Source organism: Muriicola sp. SD30 (assembly GCF_041205185.1).
Taxonomy (GTDB): Bacteria; Bacteroidota; Bacteroidia; order Flavobacteriales; family Flavobacteriaceae; genus Muriicola.
In genome coordinates this window covers 182,447-198,743 of sequence record NZ_JBGEWB010000003.1, presented here as the reverse complement: position 1 = coordinate 198,743, position 16,297 = coordinate 182,447, and the positions used below count along the sequence as shown (strand labels likewise).

7 protein-coding genes are annotated in these 16,297 nt (G+C 45.1%); 3 read left to right on the top strand and 4 right to left on the bottom strand.

Features of this window, described 5'->3' with window-relative positions:
- Positions 1-8: 8 nt before the first annotated feature.
- The 3 genes from AB8P51_RS09830 to nagB form a co-directional block, all read right to left on the bottom strand.
- On the bottom strand, positions 9-1,619 hold the full coding sequence (locus AB8P51_RS09830) for a glycoside hydrolase family 3 protein (RefSeq protein ID WP_369748657.1): 1,611 nt from the start codon (positions 1,617-1,619) through the stop codon (positions 9-11).
- Positions 1,597-2,862 carry an MFS transporter gene (locus tag AB8P51_RS09825; protein WP_369748656.1) on the bottom strand — a complete coding sequence of 422 codons (1,266 nt, stop codon included), beginning with the start codon at positions 2,860-2,862 and terminating at the stop codon, positions 1,597-1,599. The genes AB8P51_RS09830 and AB8P51_RS09825 overlap by 23 nt, the downstream gene beginning before the upstream one ends.
- 90 nt (positions 2,863-2,952) lie before the next feature.
- Positions 2,953-4,896: a glucosamine-6-phosphate deaminase gene (gene nagB / locus AB8P51_RS09820; protein ID WP_369748655.1), complete on the bottom strand. Its 1,944-nt coding sequence runs from the start codon at positions 4,894-4,896 to the stop codon at positions 2,953-2,955.
- 159 nt (positions 4,897-5,055) lie between these two features.
- On the opposite strand from nagB, the gene AB8P51_RS09815 reads away from it, so the two are divergent.
- Both AB8P51_RS09815 and AB8P51_RS09810 read left to right on the top strand, forming a co-directional pair.
- Positions 5,056-5,805, top strand: a complete 750-nt coding sequence (locus tag AB8P51_RS09815; RefSeq protein WP_369748654.1) for a DeoR/GlpR family DNA-binding transcription regulator — start codon at positions 5,056-5,058, stop codon at positions 5,803-5,805.
- 2 nt (positions 5,806-5,807) lie between these two features.
- On the top strand, positions 5,808-6,623 hold the full coding sequence (locus tag AB8P51_RS09810) for an N-acetylmuramic acid 6-phosphate etherase (RefSeq protein WP_369748653.1): 816 nt from the start codon (positions 5,808-5,810) through the stop codon (positions 6,621-6,623).
- 50 nt (positions 6,624-6,673) lie between these two features.
- On the opposite strand, the gene AB8P51_RS09805 is transcribed toward AB8P51_RS09810, so the two are convergent.
- Entirely contained in the window at positions 6,674-7,795 is a 1,122-nt protein-coding gene (locus tag AB8P51_RS09805) for a PQQ-dependent sugar dehydrogenase (protein ID WP_369748652.1), read from the bottom strand.
- Between the two features lie 132 nt (positions 7,796-7,927).
- Here AB8P51_RS09805 and AB8P51_RS09800 point away from each other — a divergent pair, with 132 nt between their 5' ends.
- The gene (locus AB8P51_RS09800; protein ID WP_369748651.1) at positions 7,928-16,276 is read left to right on the top strand and encodes a T9SS type B sorting domain-containing protein; all 8,349 of its coding nucleotides are present in this window, start codon (positions 7,928-7,930) and stop codon (positions 16,274-16,276) included.
- Positions 16,277-16,297: the final 21 nt, after the last annotated feature.

Here is a 16,297-nt window from a genome sequence, read left to right as displayed (position 1 = left end):
TGTATTTTTTATAATTCGACTGGTAGCGTACCTGTGGCTGTAAAATTACCCAAAAAGTGATCTGCCGCAACACTTTCAAATCCATCGAGATTTTGGTAGGCGATGACTACTGCCTTTATTGCTTCTATGGGAAGAAGTCGGAGAAAATAAGGATTACCAAAAAGATATAGAACTGTATCGTAATTTTTCAGGAGCGCAATGAGAATTTCAAGTTCAATTCTGTCTATACCGAAGGCTTCCTGAGGTTTGGCCTTAGGGGGATAGACTGCAATGAGCAATTGTTTTTGAGATCCGATTTCTTGCTGAAGCTGCCGGAAACTTTTGCTTTTGTCAATGACCAGAGGCCTTCCTCCCCCTAAACCGATTTCCTCCAGAAACAGTGATTTTTTATTCAGGCCTAATGTGATCGTGTCATAGCCATGCTTTCTGAATAATTGAATCTCCTTCTCTGCACCCCGGAAGACGGTAAGACACTTTCTGGCTAATTTTTTATTGAGTTTTAATGGGGAACTAAGACGGTCAGCTGCCGGAATTTTACTGTTGATTCCTTTCTCTTTGAGCTCCCATACCTTTTTAAAACTCTCTTCAATTTGATTTTCAGTGGCACGGCTGGATATCTGTTCTATCCCTTCCCGCACGTTTTCGGCGAAACATAGAACATCTGTACCAGCATTAAACGCGGCCCATTCCAGTGATCCTTTTTCGGGATAAGATTTTGATACACTGTGCATATTTAGAGCATCAGAGACCACAACCCCCTGGTATTTCAAAGTATTTTGAAGCAGGGTTCCAATAATTTCTCCGGATACTGAAGCGGAAATAGGCTGTCCGCCGGTTAGTGCAGGAACAGAAATATGGCCTACCATGATCGCATCTACACCCTTGCTGATTAAGGCTTTGAAGGGTATCAGTTCCTCCTTTAAGAGATCCGATTCCGATTTATTCAGCACAGGAAGGTGAAGATGTGAATCTGTAGCCGTATCTCCATGACCCGGAAAGTGCTTGGCGCAACTTAAGATTCCCGCGTCTTGTAATCCTTTAGTAAAAGCCGTAGCACAAATTTTTACTTCTTCTGCGTTACTCCCGAAGGAACGATACCCAATTACGGGGTTTTCAGGATTGCTGTTGATATCGGCAACCGGCGCAAAATTCCAGTGAATTCCCGCAGTTCTGCAGTCCTGTCCAATAGACCTTGCAATTTCATAGACCAGTGACGGATCTTTCGCCGCGCCTAGGGTCATGGCAAAAGGGTATTGTGGCGTTTCTTCTATCCGCATGGCGAGGCCCCATTCGGCATCGATACTGATGAGAAGAGGATATTTAGCTGCCTGCTGGTACCTGCTGATGAGATTTTTGAGGACCTCAAAGCTTTCAGCATTGTAAATGACTTTTTTTTTGCCTTCAAAGTTCGTAGCAGCACTGGCCCTGCTGTGGAAGAAACAAATTCCCCCTACTGCCCCTTCAGCCACCAGATTTTCCAGGGCTGAAATCTCTTCCTCTGTATCATTGATGAAAGCTGCAGGCATAAAGAATTGCCCTACTTTTTCTATTAAGCTGAGCGTCTTGGTAGCTTTGGTGTAAAGTATCACATTAAGGTTAGGCTTCCCTTTTCTTTCCATATTCCGGAGGATATTTAATGTATTTTAAAAGAATGAGGGAAGGGAGTGCGGCCAGCACGACCCAGATAAAAAATCCGTCGTATCCCAACCACTCCTGCATATAGCCACTTATTAAGCCCGGGAGCATCATCCCAAGGGCCATAAAACCCGTTGCAAGAGCATAATGAGAAGTCTTTGACACTCCTTCGGCAATATAAATCAGGTAGACCATAAATCCGGCTATGGCAAATCCATATCCGAATTGTTCCAGGATAACAGTGGTTACAACAGCCCCCAAATGACTGGTTTCGGTAATGGCCAGAAAAGCGTAAAAAGCATTGGGAATATTTAAGGAAAGTACCATAGGGAAGAACCACCTTTTTAAGCCATGTCTTGAAATTAAGATTCCCCCCAATATACCGCCAACGGTTAGCATGATCACCCCAATTGTTCCGTATATGGTTCCTACTTCTGCCGTACTGTATCCCAGTCCGCCGTCTTCCGGAAGATCGAGTAGGAAAGGAGCAGCCATTTTAACCAATTGGGATTCACCCAGCCTGAAAAACAGGATAAATGTAAGGGCTATTCCTATTCCGGGTTTTTTAAAAAAGGAGGAAAATACTTCCAGGAAACTATTGGGCTTGTCGAGTACAATTGCTTTGGAAGATTCAAATTTTGGACAGAGTACAGCGTTGGAAATAGTAAAAATGAGCATCAATACTGCGGCTGCAATCATGGTTACTGACCACGCTTTTGTGTTATCTCCGTAGTAATTCTCCAGAAACCCGGCTAAGATCACAAGTAGTCCCTGCCCGGTTACATTGGCAAGTTTGTAAAAGGTACTCCTCACACCAACAAAAAAGGATTGTTTTTCCTCGGTAAGACCAATCATATAATAACCGTCGGAGGCGATATCATTAGTGGCTGATGCAAATGCTGCCATCCAGAAACAAGCCAGTGTTGTAATAAAAAAGATATTAGTGGGTAGGGTGAAGCCTATGGCCAGAAAGGAAAGGGACACAAGGAGTTGCATCAGGAGAAACCAGTTGCGTTTTGTTCCAATGAGATCCAGGAAGGGGCTCCACAGAGGTTTTATGACCCAGGGGAGGTAAAGCCAGCTGGTATACAAGCCGATATCTGCATTGCTGATACCTAGTTTTTTGTACATGATCACCGAAACGGTCACCACCATCACATAAGGCAAACCCTGAGTAAAATAGAGGGTGGGTACCCATGCCCATGCCCATTTATTCTTTTGTATCATACTTTCTGTCCAGGGCTAAAAGTAAAAATTAAACTTTTACTGTCTTCCATAGTTTAAAAAATATTGGGGAAGGTGAAGCAGTGCCGTGTTCTACATAAAATGGTACCGTACAAAACCTTCTATTGCCTCGTATTCTGCCAGTCCCAATGCGTTGTAGTTTTTTGCGGTAGCTTTGTTCCTCTGTTCGGCACGTTGCCAGAATTCCCTATTGTCATTGCCGGGGAACATGGCGCTGTCTTTTTGTGATTGATGCTTGAAAATGGCATTCTTTTTACGCTGCATATCTGCAGGTCCTATGGGAACAGCCATTTCCATGTCTGCAATATCCCATTCCTGCCAGGCACCGCGATACAGCCATACATAGCAATCTTTAAGCCAGGAGGCTTTTTCTTTAACCAGTCTGTCCAGGGCCCGATAGATAATATTAAGGCAAACTCTGTGGGTACCATGGGGGTCTGAAAGGTCACCTGCGGCGAAGATCTGATGAGGTTTTATTTGTTTCAACAGTTCATAGGTTTGCTGTATATCCGCTTCGGAATACGGTTTTTTCTTTACCGTTCCTGTTTCGTAAAAGGGGAGGTTCTGAAAGTGCGCATTAGATTCCTTAACCCCGCAATACCTGCAGGCAGAGAGTGCTTCGCCTTTTCGAATTAGGCCTTTGAAATATTGTATCTGAGGACTATCAACCTCTCCGGGTTGTTTGTTCTCGAGAAATTCCCTCACCTCCTTCACCTGTTTTTGCAAATCTTCATTGTCTTGCTCTACCTCCCTGGTGAAATCCAGAAAACGGATCACCTCATCATCGAAGACGGCAATGTTGCCGGAGGTCTGATAGGCTACGTGTACATCGTGTCCCTGATCGACGAGTCGGAGTAAAGTCCCTCCCATGGATATAACGTCATCATCCGGGTGCGGACTGAAGATCAGGGAGGTTTTTGGGTAAGGATCTTTTCTTTCCGGTCTTTTGCTGTCATCCGCATTGGGTTTTCCTCCGGGCCAGCCTGTTATAGTTCGCTGTAACTGGTTAAACACGATGAGGTTGATGTGTTCTGCAGATCCGATTTCAGCTACTAAACTTCCCATTCCGTATTCATTGTAATCCTCATTGGTCAATTTCAGAATTGCTTTGTTTAATTTTTCTGAAAGCCAGATCGATGCCTTCTTAATTAAAGTTTCGTCCCACTGGCATTCGCTTACTAACCAGGGAGTACTCACTCTGGTTAAAGAAGATGCAGCAGCTTCGTCGAGGATAAAATCGCAATTATTGTGGTGTTGCAGAAAAGTAGCCGGTACAGATTCCCTTACAGGGCCTTCCACAGCCTGTTTAATGATATCGGCCTTGCCTTCTCCCCATGCCATCAGGATGATTCGTTTTGCCGAGAGGATGGTTCCTACACCCATGGTGATGGCTCTGGCCGGAACATTTTCGAGGCCAAAGAAGTCGCTGGCCGCATCGAGTTTCGTCACTCTGTCTAAACGTACCAGTCTTGTTTTACTTACAAGGGTGGAGCCGGGTTCATTAAACCCTATATGTCCCGTTCGCCCGATACCTAAAACTTGTATGTCTAATCCGCCGGCTTTGAGGATTTTCTGTTCATAGGCCCGGCAATAGTCTTTTACATCTTCTTTTTCGAGAGTACCATCGGGGACATGGACATTAGATTTTTTAATATCGATATGATCAAATAAGTGTTCCTCCATAAACCGCACATAACTGTGGATTGAGTCAGGGGCCATGGGATAGTATTCATCGAGGTTAAAAGTGATCACGTTTTTAAAACTGAGGCCTTCTTCTTTATGAAACTTCACCAGGAATTCGTAGACTTTAGTAGGGGTTGATCCTGTGGCCAGGCCCAGCACAACTTTCTTACCACTCTTCTGTCGCTGGCGGATAAGATCGGCTATTTCATTAGCTACGTAAAACGACGCCTCTTCGGAATTTTCGTGTATCCTGGTTTTGATACGTTCAAATTTTCGCGATTCGTCATCAGTGGGAAAGGAACCGGTTTCGGAAGTGGGAGGAGAAGAAATCATAGTGGACTATTAAATGGTTTCACCTGGCAAAAATAGAGAATTAATTTTAATATTGCATTATTTTGCAATAAAAAATGCAATATATTGCAACATTGTAGTTATATTTGAAACAAAATAGCACAAAGCTGCAGTTAATTTTCAGTGATAAAGTATATATAGATGTTAAAAGAAGAGCGACAACAACTTATTTTAAACGAGGTAGAACTCCACAATCGGGTGTTGTTAACCGATTTGTCTGAAAAACTCGAGGTATCTGTCGATACCGTACGCAGGGACGTAAAAGAACTCGATGCCGGTAGTAAACTGAGAAAGGTGCACGGCGGTGCGATATCCCTGGGTTATACCCATACTTCAACAAGAAGTTCAAACATCTACGCCTTAAACGAAAAGATGGCTATTGCCGAAAAGGCCATCGGCTTACTCAGGGAAGGGGATGTGATTTTTATAGACGGGGGAACCACATGCCTCGAAATGGCGCGAATGATACCTCCCAAGCTCAGGCTGAGTTGTTTTACCTTTAGTCTCCCGGTAGCACTACAACTAGCAGGGATGCCCAATGTAGATTTGATCTTTATAGGGGGAAGGATTTCAAGGGAATCCATGATTTCAAACGGGATGTATACGATACAACGTCTTGCGGAAATGCGGTTCGATTATGCCTTTATTGGCACCGGATATGTAGATGCACTTCACGGGTTGACAGAATTCGACTGGGATGTGGTACAACTCAAAAAGGCGGTTATCAATGCTTCCAAAAAAACAATACTTTTGTGTATCTCTGAAAAGCTTAATTCCCAGCATCGTTTTAAAACCTGCGATATTCACGCTATCAACTCGATGATTACGGAATTATCCCCGGAGAATAAGTTGTTAAACCCATTCAGAAATCAGGATTTACGCCTGTTATAATCATGTCCGACTTTAAAAAGATTACCGAAGACGCTTCTGATTACGATCATCTTGAACAGATGAGCACCGGAGAATTACTCCGATATATCAACAGTGAAGATCAGAAAGTTGCAATGGCAGTCGCCAAAGCGATACCCAGCATAGAACAATTAGTGGAAGGGCTCGCAGATAGATTCCTTAAGGGAGGCAGGCTGTTTTATATTGGAGCAGGAACCAGTGGCCGACTCGGGATACTGGATGCATCGGAGATACCGCCTACCTTTGGCCTGCCCCATGACCGTGTGATTGGCATTATAGCCGGGGGTGATTCTGCTATTCGCAAGGCTGTTGAATATGCCGAAGACGATACTGAACAGGCCTGGAAAGATTTAGAGGCATTCGGGATCAATTCTCTGGATACAGTAGTGGGTATTGCCTCCTCCGGAACCACCCCCTACGTAATTGGAGGAGTTACTGCAGCCAGGAAAAAGGGACTACTCACCGCCGGAATTACGAACAATCCGGGATCCCCCCTTGCATTGGCAGCCGAAATCCCAATAGAAATGCATGTTGGCCCTGAATTTGTTACAGGGAGTACCCGAATGAAAGGGGGCACTTCCCAGAAACTGGCCCTGAATATGATATCTACGGCCCTGATGATCAGAATTGGCAGGGTAAAAGGCAATAAGATGGTCAATATGCAATTGAGCAACAATAAACTCGTAGATCGCGGAACCAGGTATTTGATGGAAAGTTTGCACCTGGATTATAAAACAGCAGCCGAAGTTCTTCAAAAATATGGCTCGGTAAAGAAGGCCATAGATGCCTACGGTAAGTAAATCTTTTTTTACTTCAGTATCAAAACGAAATACCTAATAAACCTAAAGGATCAGGATCTGGGAACCAATTTGTAAATGCCTTTTCCTTCTACAGCCACATAAATGTACCCATCAGGCCCCTGCCTTACATTTCGCACCCTTCCGATATCTTCCAGCAATTTTTCCCTGTAAGTTACTTTTTCACCTTCCATTTCCAGGCGTTCCAGGTATTGGAAAGAGAGAGAGCCTACCAGTAGATCGCCCTTCCAGTCGGGGTATACATCTGATGTCACAAATGTCATCCCGCTGGGAGCTATAGAAGGAACCCAATAGTGAATTGGTTGTTCCATGCCCTCCATCTCCGTTTTATCGGTGATAGGAGTACCGCTGTAATTAATGCCGTAGGTGATTACCGGCCAGCCGTAATTAGCCCCTTTTTTTACAATATTGATCTCATCTCCCCCTCTTGGTCCGTGTTCATGGATCCAGATTGCTCCGGTTTCCGGGTGCTTGAGCATTCCCTGAGGATTCCTGTTTCCATAAGTATAGATGGCGGCTTTGGCCCCTTGCTCATTAACAAAAGGATTGTCACTAGGAATGGTGCCATCGTCGTTGATTCTGTATACTTTCCCTCCGTCACGGCTAAGATCCTGGGGATTCACATCCCTGTCACCTCGTTCCCCAATAGTGAAATACAAGAAACCCTGGTTGTCAAATTCGAGTCGGGATCCAAAATGCTGCCCTCTAGTAGTATTGGGAGTTGCCTTGTAAAGAACCTCTACATTCGTAAGGGAATTCCCTTCCAATCGGGCTCTGGCAATGGCTGTATTTCCCCCTTTATCATCCCCTTCTTCTGAAGAATATGAAAGATAGATCCATCCGTTTTCTTCATAGGAAGGATGTAGTTCTATGTCGAGTAAGCCACCCTGCCCCCTGAGATATACTGCGGGAACATTATTGATTTGTGTTTTTTCACCCTCTTTATAATGGATAATTTCTCCGGATTTTTCCGTGATCAGCATGCTGCCATCAGGGAGGAAAGCCATACCCCAGGGAATTTGCAATCCGTCTACAATTAATTCCGCCGAAACGGGCATTTCTTCGGGTTTTTTTAACTCATTATCCGTTTTCTGAGCACAGGAATTGAATGTCATTACAACGAAAAAACAGGCAATAAGGATACTTTTTTCCATTTTCAAACGTTAAAATGATTAATAATAATGGTGTGAGAACCAAAGATAAAGAGAAAATTATAAGATTGATAACTACGCTCTGAATATACTGATCCCAAATCAACATATTCTCGCCATAATATGGATTAACCTATGCTCCCTAAAAAATTCAGGCATTTTTTGTATGCCGTGCTTTGGTTGGCGTTCTGTATCATAGGTACATCGGCCATAGCAAATCCAAGCGTTTACAGCTTTTTTTCAAGGTTTGACGGCGTTTCCACAGAGGTAGAATCCCATGTGGAAGCAAAGGATACCGAGGCTCTTTACATTTCCGGCGCTTCGTCGGAAGAGGCTGAACTTGCTCTGGCCCCATCTGCCCCTATGTTTGTCACCATTATCGTTGGGGCAGATGAAGAAGTTACCTGTCCTAATGACGGAAGTACCCTGGCCAAATTCTTTCTCTGTGGTACCAGTGATGTGCGAACTTTAAGCTTAAGTCAGGCCGGATCTAGCTACGAATGGCAGAAATTAGACCCTAATCGTTGTGCAGCTTCTGTAGTGGAAGATTGTGCAAATACCAATAACACCTGTTATGATACCGTAGGTACGGGAGCTACCTACGACTTATCTACAAGCGGGGAGTTCAGGGTTAGGGTAGACGGAGGACAGTACTACTATTTTAAATCCACCCTAAATCCTCTTAATCCACAATTGATCAAAGAGGATATTATTTGTGGAAACCCGGGAAGGGTTGAGATCACCAATGTACCTGCAGGGTATGAATACAGCCTAAACACTCCGGCCGGGCCTTACCAGGATACTCCGTATTTCGATATCACAGCCCCGGGGACCTATATGGTTTACGTGAGGCTTAAAAACGTTTCGAGCAGCTCATGTCTCTTTCCATCTAATTCGGTTACAGTTCAAAGTCTCGACATCAATGTAGATGTAACAGCCAATGATATTCTGTGTAGCGGACAGCTGGGAAGTATTGATGTACAGGTCACCGGAGTACCGGGATTCTTTACTTATCGACTTATAAAGAACGCTGTAACGGTAGATACCTTTGGACCTGACGCAGCTAGTAACTACACTTTTGCCAATGTTAGTCCGGGAACTTACAGCGTAAGAGTAGAGACCAATAAATGTAATGAACTGATCACCCTGGATGTCAATTCTGACCCCATTGTGATAGGGAACGGGATCAGCCCTATTGCAGTTTCAGCAACGGCAAACGATAGTTTTGGTTGCGGGGCAGCAACGGTAGATGTTACCATTGACACTTCCGGAGGAACTTCACCCTACAGGTATAGCCTTGACGGTGGGGCTACATATAGTGCCACTTATGCCAGTTCTGCGGTATTCACCGTGGCTTCTGCTGGTACGTACGCTATTCTAATTGAAGATGCAAACGGGTGTACCAAGACCGCCAGTGTGGATGTTGAAGACCTGCCGCCTCCGGCATACAATGTTACCACTCAGGATGCGAATTGTGGGGGAGCCAATGACGGGAGTATCACTGTTACGGTCACTAACGGATTCGGATACAATCTGGAATTCAGTAACAACAATGGCGTTAGTTATCAAAGTAGTAATGTCTTTACAGGGCTTGCGCCTGGGAGCTATGACGTGATGATTCGTTATCAGCAGGGCAGTTTTACATGTACTACTCCGGCTACAGTAGAAACGGTAGGTACGCCATCAAATATCACGGCCACCGCAACTGCAGACAGCTCACCTACCTGTCTTAATGAAAATGGAGGTCAGATTACCATCTCGGGCGTTACCGGGGGAACCGGGCCATACGATTACAGCATTGGAGCCGGTTTTAGCGGAACAACGGTATTTACCAATCTTGGTGTTGGAACCTATACCCCTCAGATCAGGGATGCCAATGGTTGTGTCCAGAGCCTGGCCCCAATTGTATTTAACCCCTTGGATAAGCCAACGGATATGGATTTTACAATATCCAGCATCGACTGTCTAACAAGTACAGCTTCGGTTACCGTTGCGGTTACTGATGGTACGGCTCCTTATACCTTTGAGATCATTGCCCCGGCAGCCAGTGCAATTAACAATGGAAATAACCCTGTTTTTACCGGACTAGGCCTCGGGACATATACCTTCAGAGTGACAGATAATGAAGGTTGTTCCTACGATGAAGTATTCGCGATAACCGATATCAGCTCTATTTCCGTTCAGGCACAGGCAACCAAAGTAGTTACTTGTGTAGGGGACAGTGATGGGGAAGGACGATTCCTGGTGGATGGATTTGCAACAACTTATAGCTATAGCATCGATGCCGGCCCTTTGAATACCGGAGAGAGTAATGGGATTATATCCCTTACAGGACTAAGTGCCGGAAGTTACGTCATCAACGTAACAGATGAGGATACCAACTGTACAGATACAGCCACCCTCGTTATTGAGGAGCCTGCCGTAGCCTTCGCCATCAGCAGTCTCAACGTGACACCTATGAGTTGCCAGAATGGCAATATCGGAAGTGTTACCATCAATACTGTTGGAGGCTGGGGAGGTAATCGATATACACTCACACAACCCGACCTATCTATCAGAGGCCCGAAAAATGGAAATACTTTTTCAAATTTATCGCTCGACGGACTCTACCAGGTGAGTGTTACGGATGCCAATGGTTGTACAATAACCGATAGCTTTACCCTAACTTCTCTGGCTGCTCCCACACTGACGATTGACAATGGGTTAACTGATTATTGCTATGACAACACAGATGCAGCTACAATTGCTGTAGTTGCAGCCGGTGGCCTGCCTCCATACCAGTACCGAATAAATGGTGGACTTTGGGTAGGAGGGAGCACCTTCAACAACCTCACCCCCGGGACTTATACCGTGGAGGTTAATGATGCCAATGATTGTAGAGATTCAGTTACCTTAAATATAGCAGACGAGATTTCGGCCACTGCCGTAACCATCACTGAACTCAATTGTGGCGGACCAGATGCTGAAATACAGGTAACCATAACCGACGGATATCCTTCGGGAGGCGATTATGATATTTATGAGGTGAGTATTGATGGGGCAGCCTATACGTCCAATTCGAATAATATTACAGGAAATTCATTTGTATACAGTATACCCAATGATGGATCCATAACCACAGATACCACTTTCCAGTTTCTGGTAAGTGATAGCCGGGGATGCACCACGGAAACGAATGTGGTCACTATTTCTCCTCCCGAAACCATTGCGGGCTTTGCCACGCCAACAGATACCAGTTGCGGGGATGACAACGGGATCATCACCCTTACAGCTGATACCAATTTTGGAGTTCCGCCCTATGAATTCAGTGACGATAGCGGTGCCACCTTTGGAACGCAAAACGTATTCTCAGGATTTGCCCCTGGCGTATACAATACTTTTATGATCAGAGACAGCAGAGGCTGTACTACTCCTTTGTTATCTGCAACTATAAACGCCAGTGTACCAATTGACGCAACTGTTAGTCCTGTTCCCGCTACCTGTGCTCTTGGTGTAGTTGAAGGAGGTATAGATGTTACAAATGTATCAAATGGTACGGCTCCTTATACCTATACCCTGCAAGATGCAGGAGGAAATACCGTTGCAGTTGTAGGTCCAACAGCAAGTACTACTGCTAATTTTACCAATCTGCCTCAAGGAACCTATACTGTAATTACCACAGACGCTTCAGGATGTCAGGATACGGATACGGTTACTATACCGGAAAATACGCTAACCATAGTCCCGGTTGACAACAATCCGCCTGATTGTACCTCCGTACTCACCAACACAATTACAATTGTTGGCGGGGTAGGTCCATTTTTATTGCGATTAGTAGGCGAGGGTGTACCGCGATATGCCCCTAATTCACCTCCGAGAACACATACATTTAGCGGTCTGAATTTTGGGATCACCTACTATGTGGAAATTGAAGATACTGGTACAGGTTGTATTTATATTGAAGAAATCCCTCCGGTAACTGGTCCTTCTCCTCTTACGGCAATTGCGACAAGTACATCATCTTCATGTGATGTAGCCGGAAACGGTATATTCTACTATGAGATTGACGGGTATTCTTCCGCATCGGTAGATATTACGATTACGAACACAGATACAGGAGCTGTCATTTCCGGACCTACTACCATTGCAGTGCCCTTCCCTGGTGGACCATATGCTGATCAGATAAACGGTTTACCCCCCGGAAACTATCAGATCCTTGTAGTGGATACAAATAACAGTTGTACCGCTGGTGCTCTGGCAACAATAACACAGGATATTCCCACCCTGGTGGTCGATAATAATGTTCCGGCAACGTGTAATGCAGGGGCGCTTGTGACGGTGAGAGGCAACGGTGGAACCCCACCCTATGAATTTGCCTATGTGCCATCCGGTAATCCTGCTCCAGGCGTTTTTACTGCCCAGACTACATACGAAATCCCCGGACCTTATCCGGCAAATTATGATTTTTACGTACAAGACAGTTTTGGGTGTACGAGCTTTACCACCGTAACCGTTACCGCTGATCCCGGCGTTCCTGTTCCGACCGTGGATGTAAGTAACCAGTGTACAGCCGTGGCCAACTATACCATAGATGTTCTTACTCCTTTGAGTACAGGCTCCGGTTTGCCAGAAGAAACTTTTCAGTATGATATAGGCGGTGGATTCCAGTCGAGCCCCAACTTCATTGTTCCTAACCCGGGCGACTATACTATTACCGTAAGGGATGGAAACGGGTGTACGAATACAGTAATAGCCCGTGTGTTCGATTTCTTTGCGATATCGGCCAGTGCAACTTCAGAACCTACATGTAACGCCGGTGACGGGGTTATTACGGTAAACACCAGTGGAGGTAGTGGAAATTTCCAATATGAGCTGGATGACGGAATCAATCCGGTTATCGTGCAGGTAAACGACCCTGTATTTATAAACATACTTCCTGGTTCTTATTCTATCCTGGTGACCGATCTGGATTCTAATACTATCCCACTCTGTTCGGATACCACCACGGTTGATGTAACCGTTGTGACCAATCCGGTAATTTCTGCCACTCCGTTTGGAGATGTTACCTGTAACGGGGCTAATGACGGGTTTATTGGAGTTGAATTGCTTCCCGGCACAGATACCGACACCCCTTTTTCATATGTACTTTATGACGGAGGAACTGCTACCGTTTTACAGGGCCCACAGGGAATTTCACTGTTTGATAATCTGGCGCCAGGCACCTACCAGGTTGAGGTTATCTCTGACAGAGGTTGTACCGACAGATCGGGAGATATCATCATTGCAGAACCTTCTCCCCTTCAAATAAACACAGTGAATACCGATTTTACCTGTGACCCCAACAGCAACAGGTTTAATACGGCAACTATCACCATCTACACAGATACCAATGGAGATGGGACCGGGATAGACACCGGTACTGCACCATACACTTATAGTATGAATGACGGTACCCCGGCCTTTGACGGGACCAATTTCCAGACGAGCAACACTTTTGAGGTGATTGATAATGGAACTAACCAGACAATAACCCTGACTGCCCGAGATCAGAACGGTTGTGAAATTACCGATACCATTACTATTAATGCGCCTACCGACCTGACGTTTACCTACCTCGTAAATCCGCTCACATGTGATGCGAGTGGAGTAGGGGTAAATCCAGGTTCTATTGAGATTATTGTAGATCAGGGTCCCGGAAATTACGATGTTGAAATCCTTCCCCTCGGATCAGCCGCAGTACAGAATTCCGGTGGTACAGACAGAGTAGTCTGGAGTATCAGTACGCCAGGAGATTACATCTTTACTGTAACCGATATTGGGAATGCCGGCTGTTCATATCTCACAGCGGTAGTTAATGTTCCCGAGTACAATACGATCGATGCTGTTATCGCAGAGGTAAAACCAGTAAGTTGTTTCAATGGTACCGATGGCGAGATAAGTATTCAGATAAATGGTTACACAGGAGTTTATAACTATGAAGTGTTTTCAAGAGACAACATGGGGGTTGAGACCACCACAGGAGTGACAGGAACTTTCGATACTAATATTATCGGGCAGAATCCTGGAGTGATTACAGGCTTGCCGGCGGGTAATCTTGTTGTCCACGTGGAAGCTCTCGATGATCCTTTCTGCGACACAGTAAGTAACGTGGCCACGGTAAGGCAACCCGACAGGGCCCTCACTGTTGCTATTCAGCAGACTGCTGAAGTTACCTGTGCTATACCCGGAATCGGGGAGATTTTCCTAACCGGAGACGGTGGCTGGGGGACTTATGAATACCAGGTTATAGCTCCTGATGGAACAACCATCATTCAGGATTTCCCAAGTACAAATCCAAGTATAACTAATTTATCTGATGGCACTTATACCATTAATGTTCGCGATCTGGAAGGGTGTATTGCAACTAATACAATTGATTTGGCCCTGCCAACACCTATCTATGCCGATATACAAATAACAGCTCCTTTGCAGTGTAACAATGACAACAATGGTGTTATTGAAGCCTTTAATGTAAGTGGTGGACAAGGTCCCGGAAATTATCTCTATCAATTGAACAGGATTACCGAAGGTACCAGTAGTGGACTTCAGACTACGCCGTCTTTTGCCAACCTGTCATCAGGAGACTATACCATTACGGTATTCGATGGTTGGTCTTGTAGTTATACAACTATTCCGATCACTATAGTAGATCCTGAAGTGGTTATAGCCGAATTGGTGGAATTACAACCTCCCGGTTGTGGTGATTTTGGAATTATGGAACTGACTATTACCAATCCAGAACCCGGAGTAAGTTATTTTTACAGAAGATCAGGTACGGCTGATCCATTTATTCCCCTGAGTACTATAGACCCGCTGGCCACAGTGGTTCAGATTACCGAGGATATAACCCTGGATCCCGGTCCGTTCCAGTATGATGTTCAAAATTCAAATGGTTGTCCGTTTGAGATTTCCAACCAGATCTCACTCGATCCTGCTGCACCCCTTGTGATTGCACTTGATCTTACCAACGCAACCATTAATTGCGCAGGAGAAGCGACAGGAATTATTCGTTCCGAGGCCTTCGGTGGTATCGGGAATTATGTGTATACCCTGCTTAATTCGGATGTACCCCCACTGCCTACAGCCGGAAATACGGAAAGATCGGCTCAGTCATCCGGTATCTTCCGTGACCTCGGTCCCGGTACCTACTGGGTATATGCTGAAAGTGGAGGCTGTACAGCTATTTCTACCCCTATAACCATTGTGGATCCTCCACCCCTGGTACTGGATTATATTGAAGCAGTTCCTGTAAGCTGTTTCGGTGATGTAGACGGGCAGCTGATTATTGAAGCCAGTGGAGGAACTGGAGTGATTCGATATTCTATTGCAGATCAGTTAAGTGAGTTTTTTGAAGGTGATGATCCGATGTTCCCAAACAGGAAGACTTTTACCGATCTTGAACCAAGAAGCTATGAAGTGATTATCCAGGATGAACTCGGGTGTACCATAACCCAGACAATAACAATAACCGAACCTACCGAACTGGTGGCCGGAATTGGCAATTCAATTCCTGAAACCTGTCTGGGCGATGAAGATGGCGCGGTTACCGTATTTGTAAACGGAGGAACAGCCCCGTACGAGTTTGCTCTGAATTCTTCTGATCCGGCAGATTTTGCGCCTAATCCATCTATGACGGTTACCAATCTACGCGGAGGTGAAACCTACGTGATTTTTATCCGGGATGCGAGGGGTTGCGAGACCAATGTCATCGTACCGGTGGGAATCGGTGTCGACCTCCAGCCAGAAGCCGTGATTAATTATGGGTGTGATGGGATATTTCCCAATAATACCACCGTCGTTTCCGTACAGGATACTTCTCAATACTCAGAGATCTTGTTTGCACTGGATCCTGCAGACCCAACAGATGCGATTACTGCTCTTGCAGATGATAACCGAACATGGGGTGATCTTCCCGCGGGTGACCATACAGTATATATTTACCATTCCAACGGCTGTAGCACCTTTGTAGAGTTTACCATAGACCAATATGATCCACTTACCCTCGATCTGGTTAAAACCGGACCAAATGAGCTTACTGCTACGGCAACAGGCGGCTTTGGTGGCTATGAATACTTCTTCCAGGGAATATCCTTTGGCGATGTAAATACCTATGAGGTCTTCGAAGATTCAAACGTAACAGTTAGAGTAGTGGACCAGCAAGGGTGTGAAGCCACTATGTCAATTCCGTTCGACTTTACAGGAATGCTAGATATTCCTAACTTCTTTACTCCTGACGGGGATAACAATAATGATGTCTGGTTTCCTAAAAACAGAGATCTGTTCCCTAATATTGATGTAAAGATCTATGACCGTTATGGACGTGTTGTTGCGGTATTGGATCAGGTAACTTCCTGGGACGGGACCTATGAAGGCAGTGAATTGCCTACCGGGGATTACTGGTACGTGGTCAATGCCAATGATAAGGAAAAGCAACAATATGTAGGGCACTTTACCCTATATCGATAAGATGAATTAGGCTATTAGTGA

What these genes read in the sequence shown, in the direction of transcription:
- nagB (WP_369748655.1), bottom strand. Translation starts at nt 4,896, where the DNA reads ATGATTTCTTCTCCTCCCACTTCCGAAACCGGTTCCTTTCCCACTGAT.
- AB8P51_RS09810 (WP_369748653.1), top strand. Translation starts at nt 5,808, where the DNA reads ATGTCCGACTTTAAAAAGATTACCGAAGACGCTTCTGATTACGATCAT.
- AB8P51_RS09800 (WP_369748651.1), top strand. Translation starts at nt 7,928, where the DNA reads ATGCTCCCTAAAAAATTCAGGCATTTTTTGTATGCCGTGCTTTGGTTG.
- AB8P51_RS09825 (WP_369748656.1), bottom strand. Translation starts at nt 2,862, where the DNA reads ATGATACAAAAGAATAAATGGGCATGGGCATGGGTACCCACCCTCTAT.
- AB8P51_RS09815 (WP_369748654.1), top strand. Translation starts at nt 5,056, where the DNA reads ATGTTAAAAGAAGAGCGACAACAACTTATTTTAAACGAGGTAGAACTC.
- AB8P51_RS09805 (WP_369748652.1), bottom strand. Translation starts at nt 7,795, where the DNA reads ATGGAAAAAAGTATCCTTATTGCCTGTTTTTTCGTTGTAATGACATTC.
- AB8P51_RS09830 (WP_369748657.1), bottom strand. Translation starts at nt 1,619, where the DNA reads ATGGAAAGAAAAGGGAAGCCTAACCTTAATGTGATACTTTACACCAAA.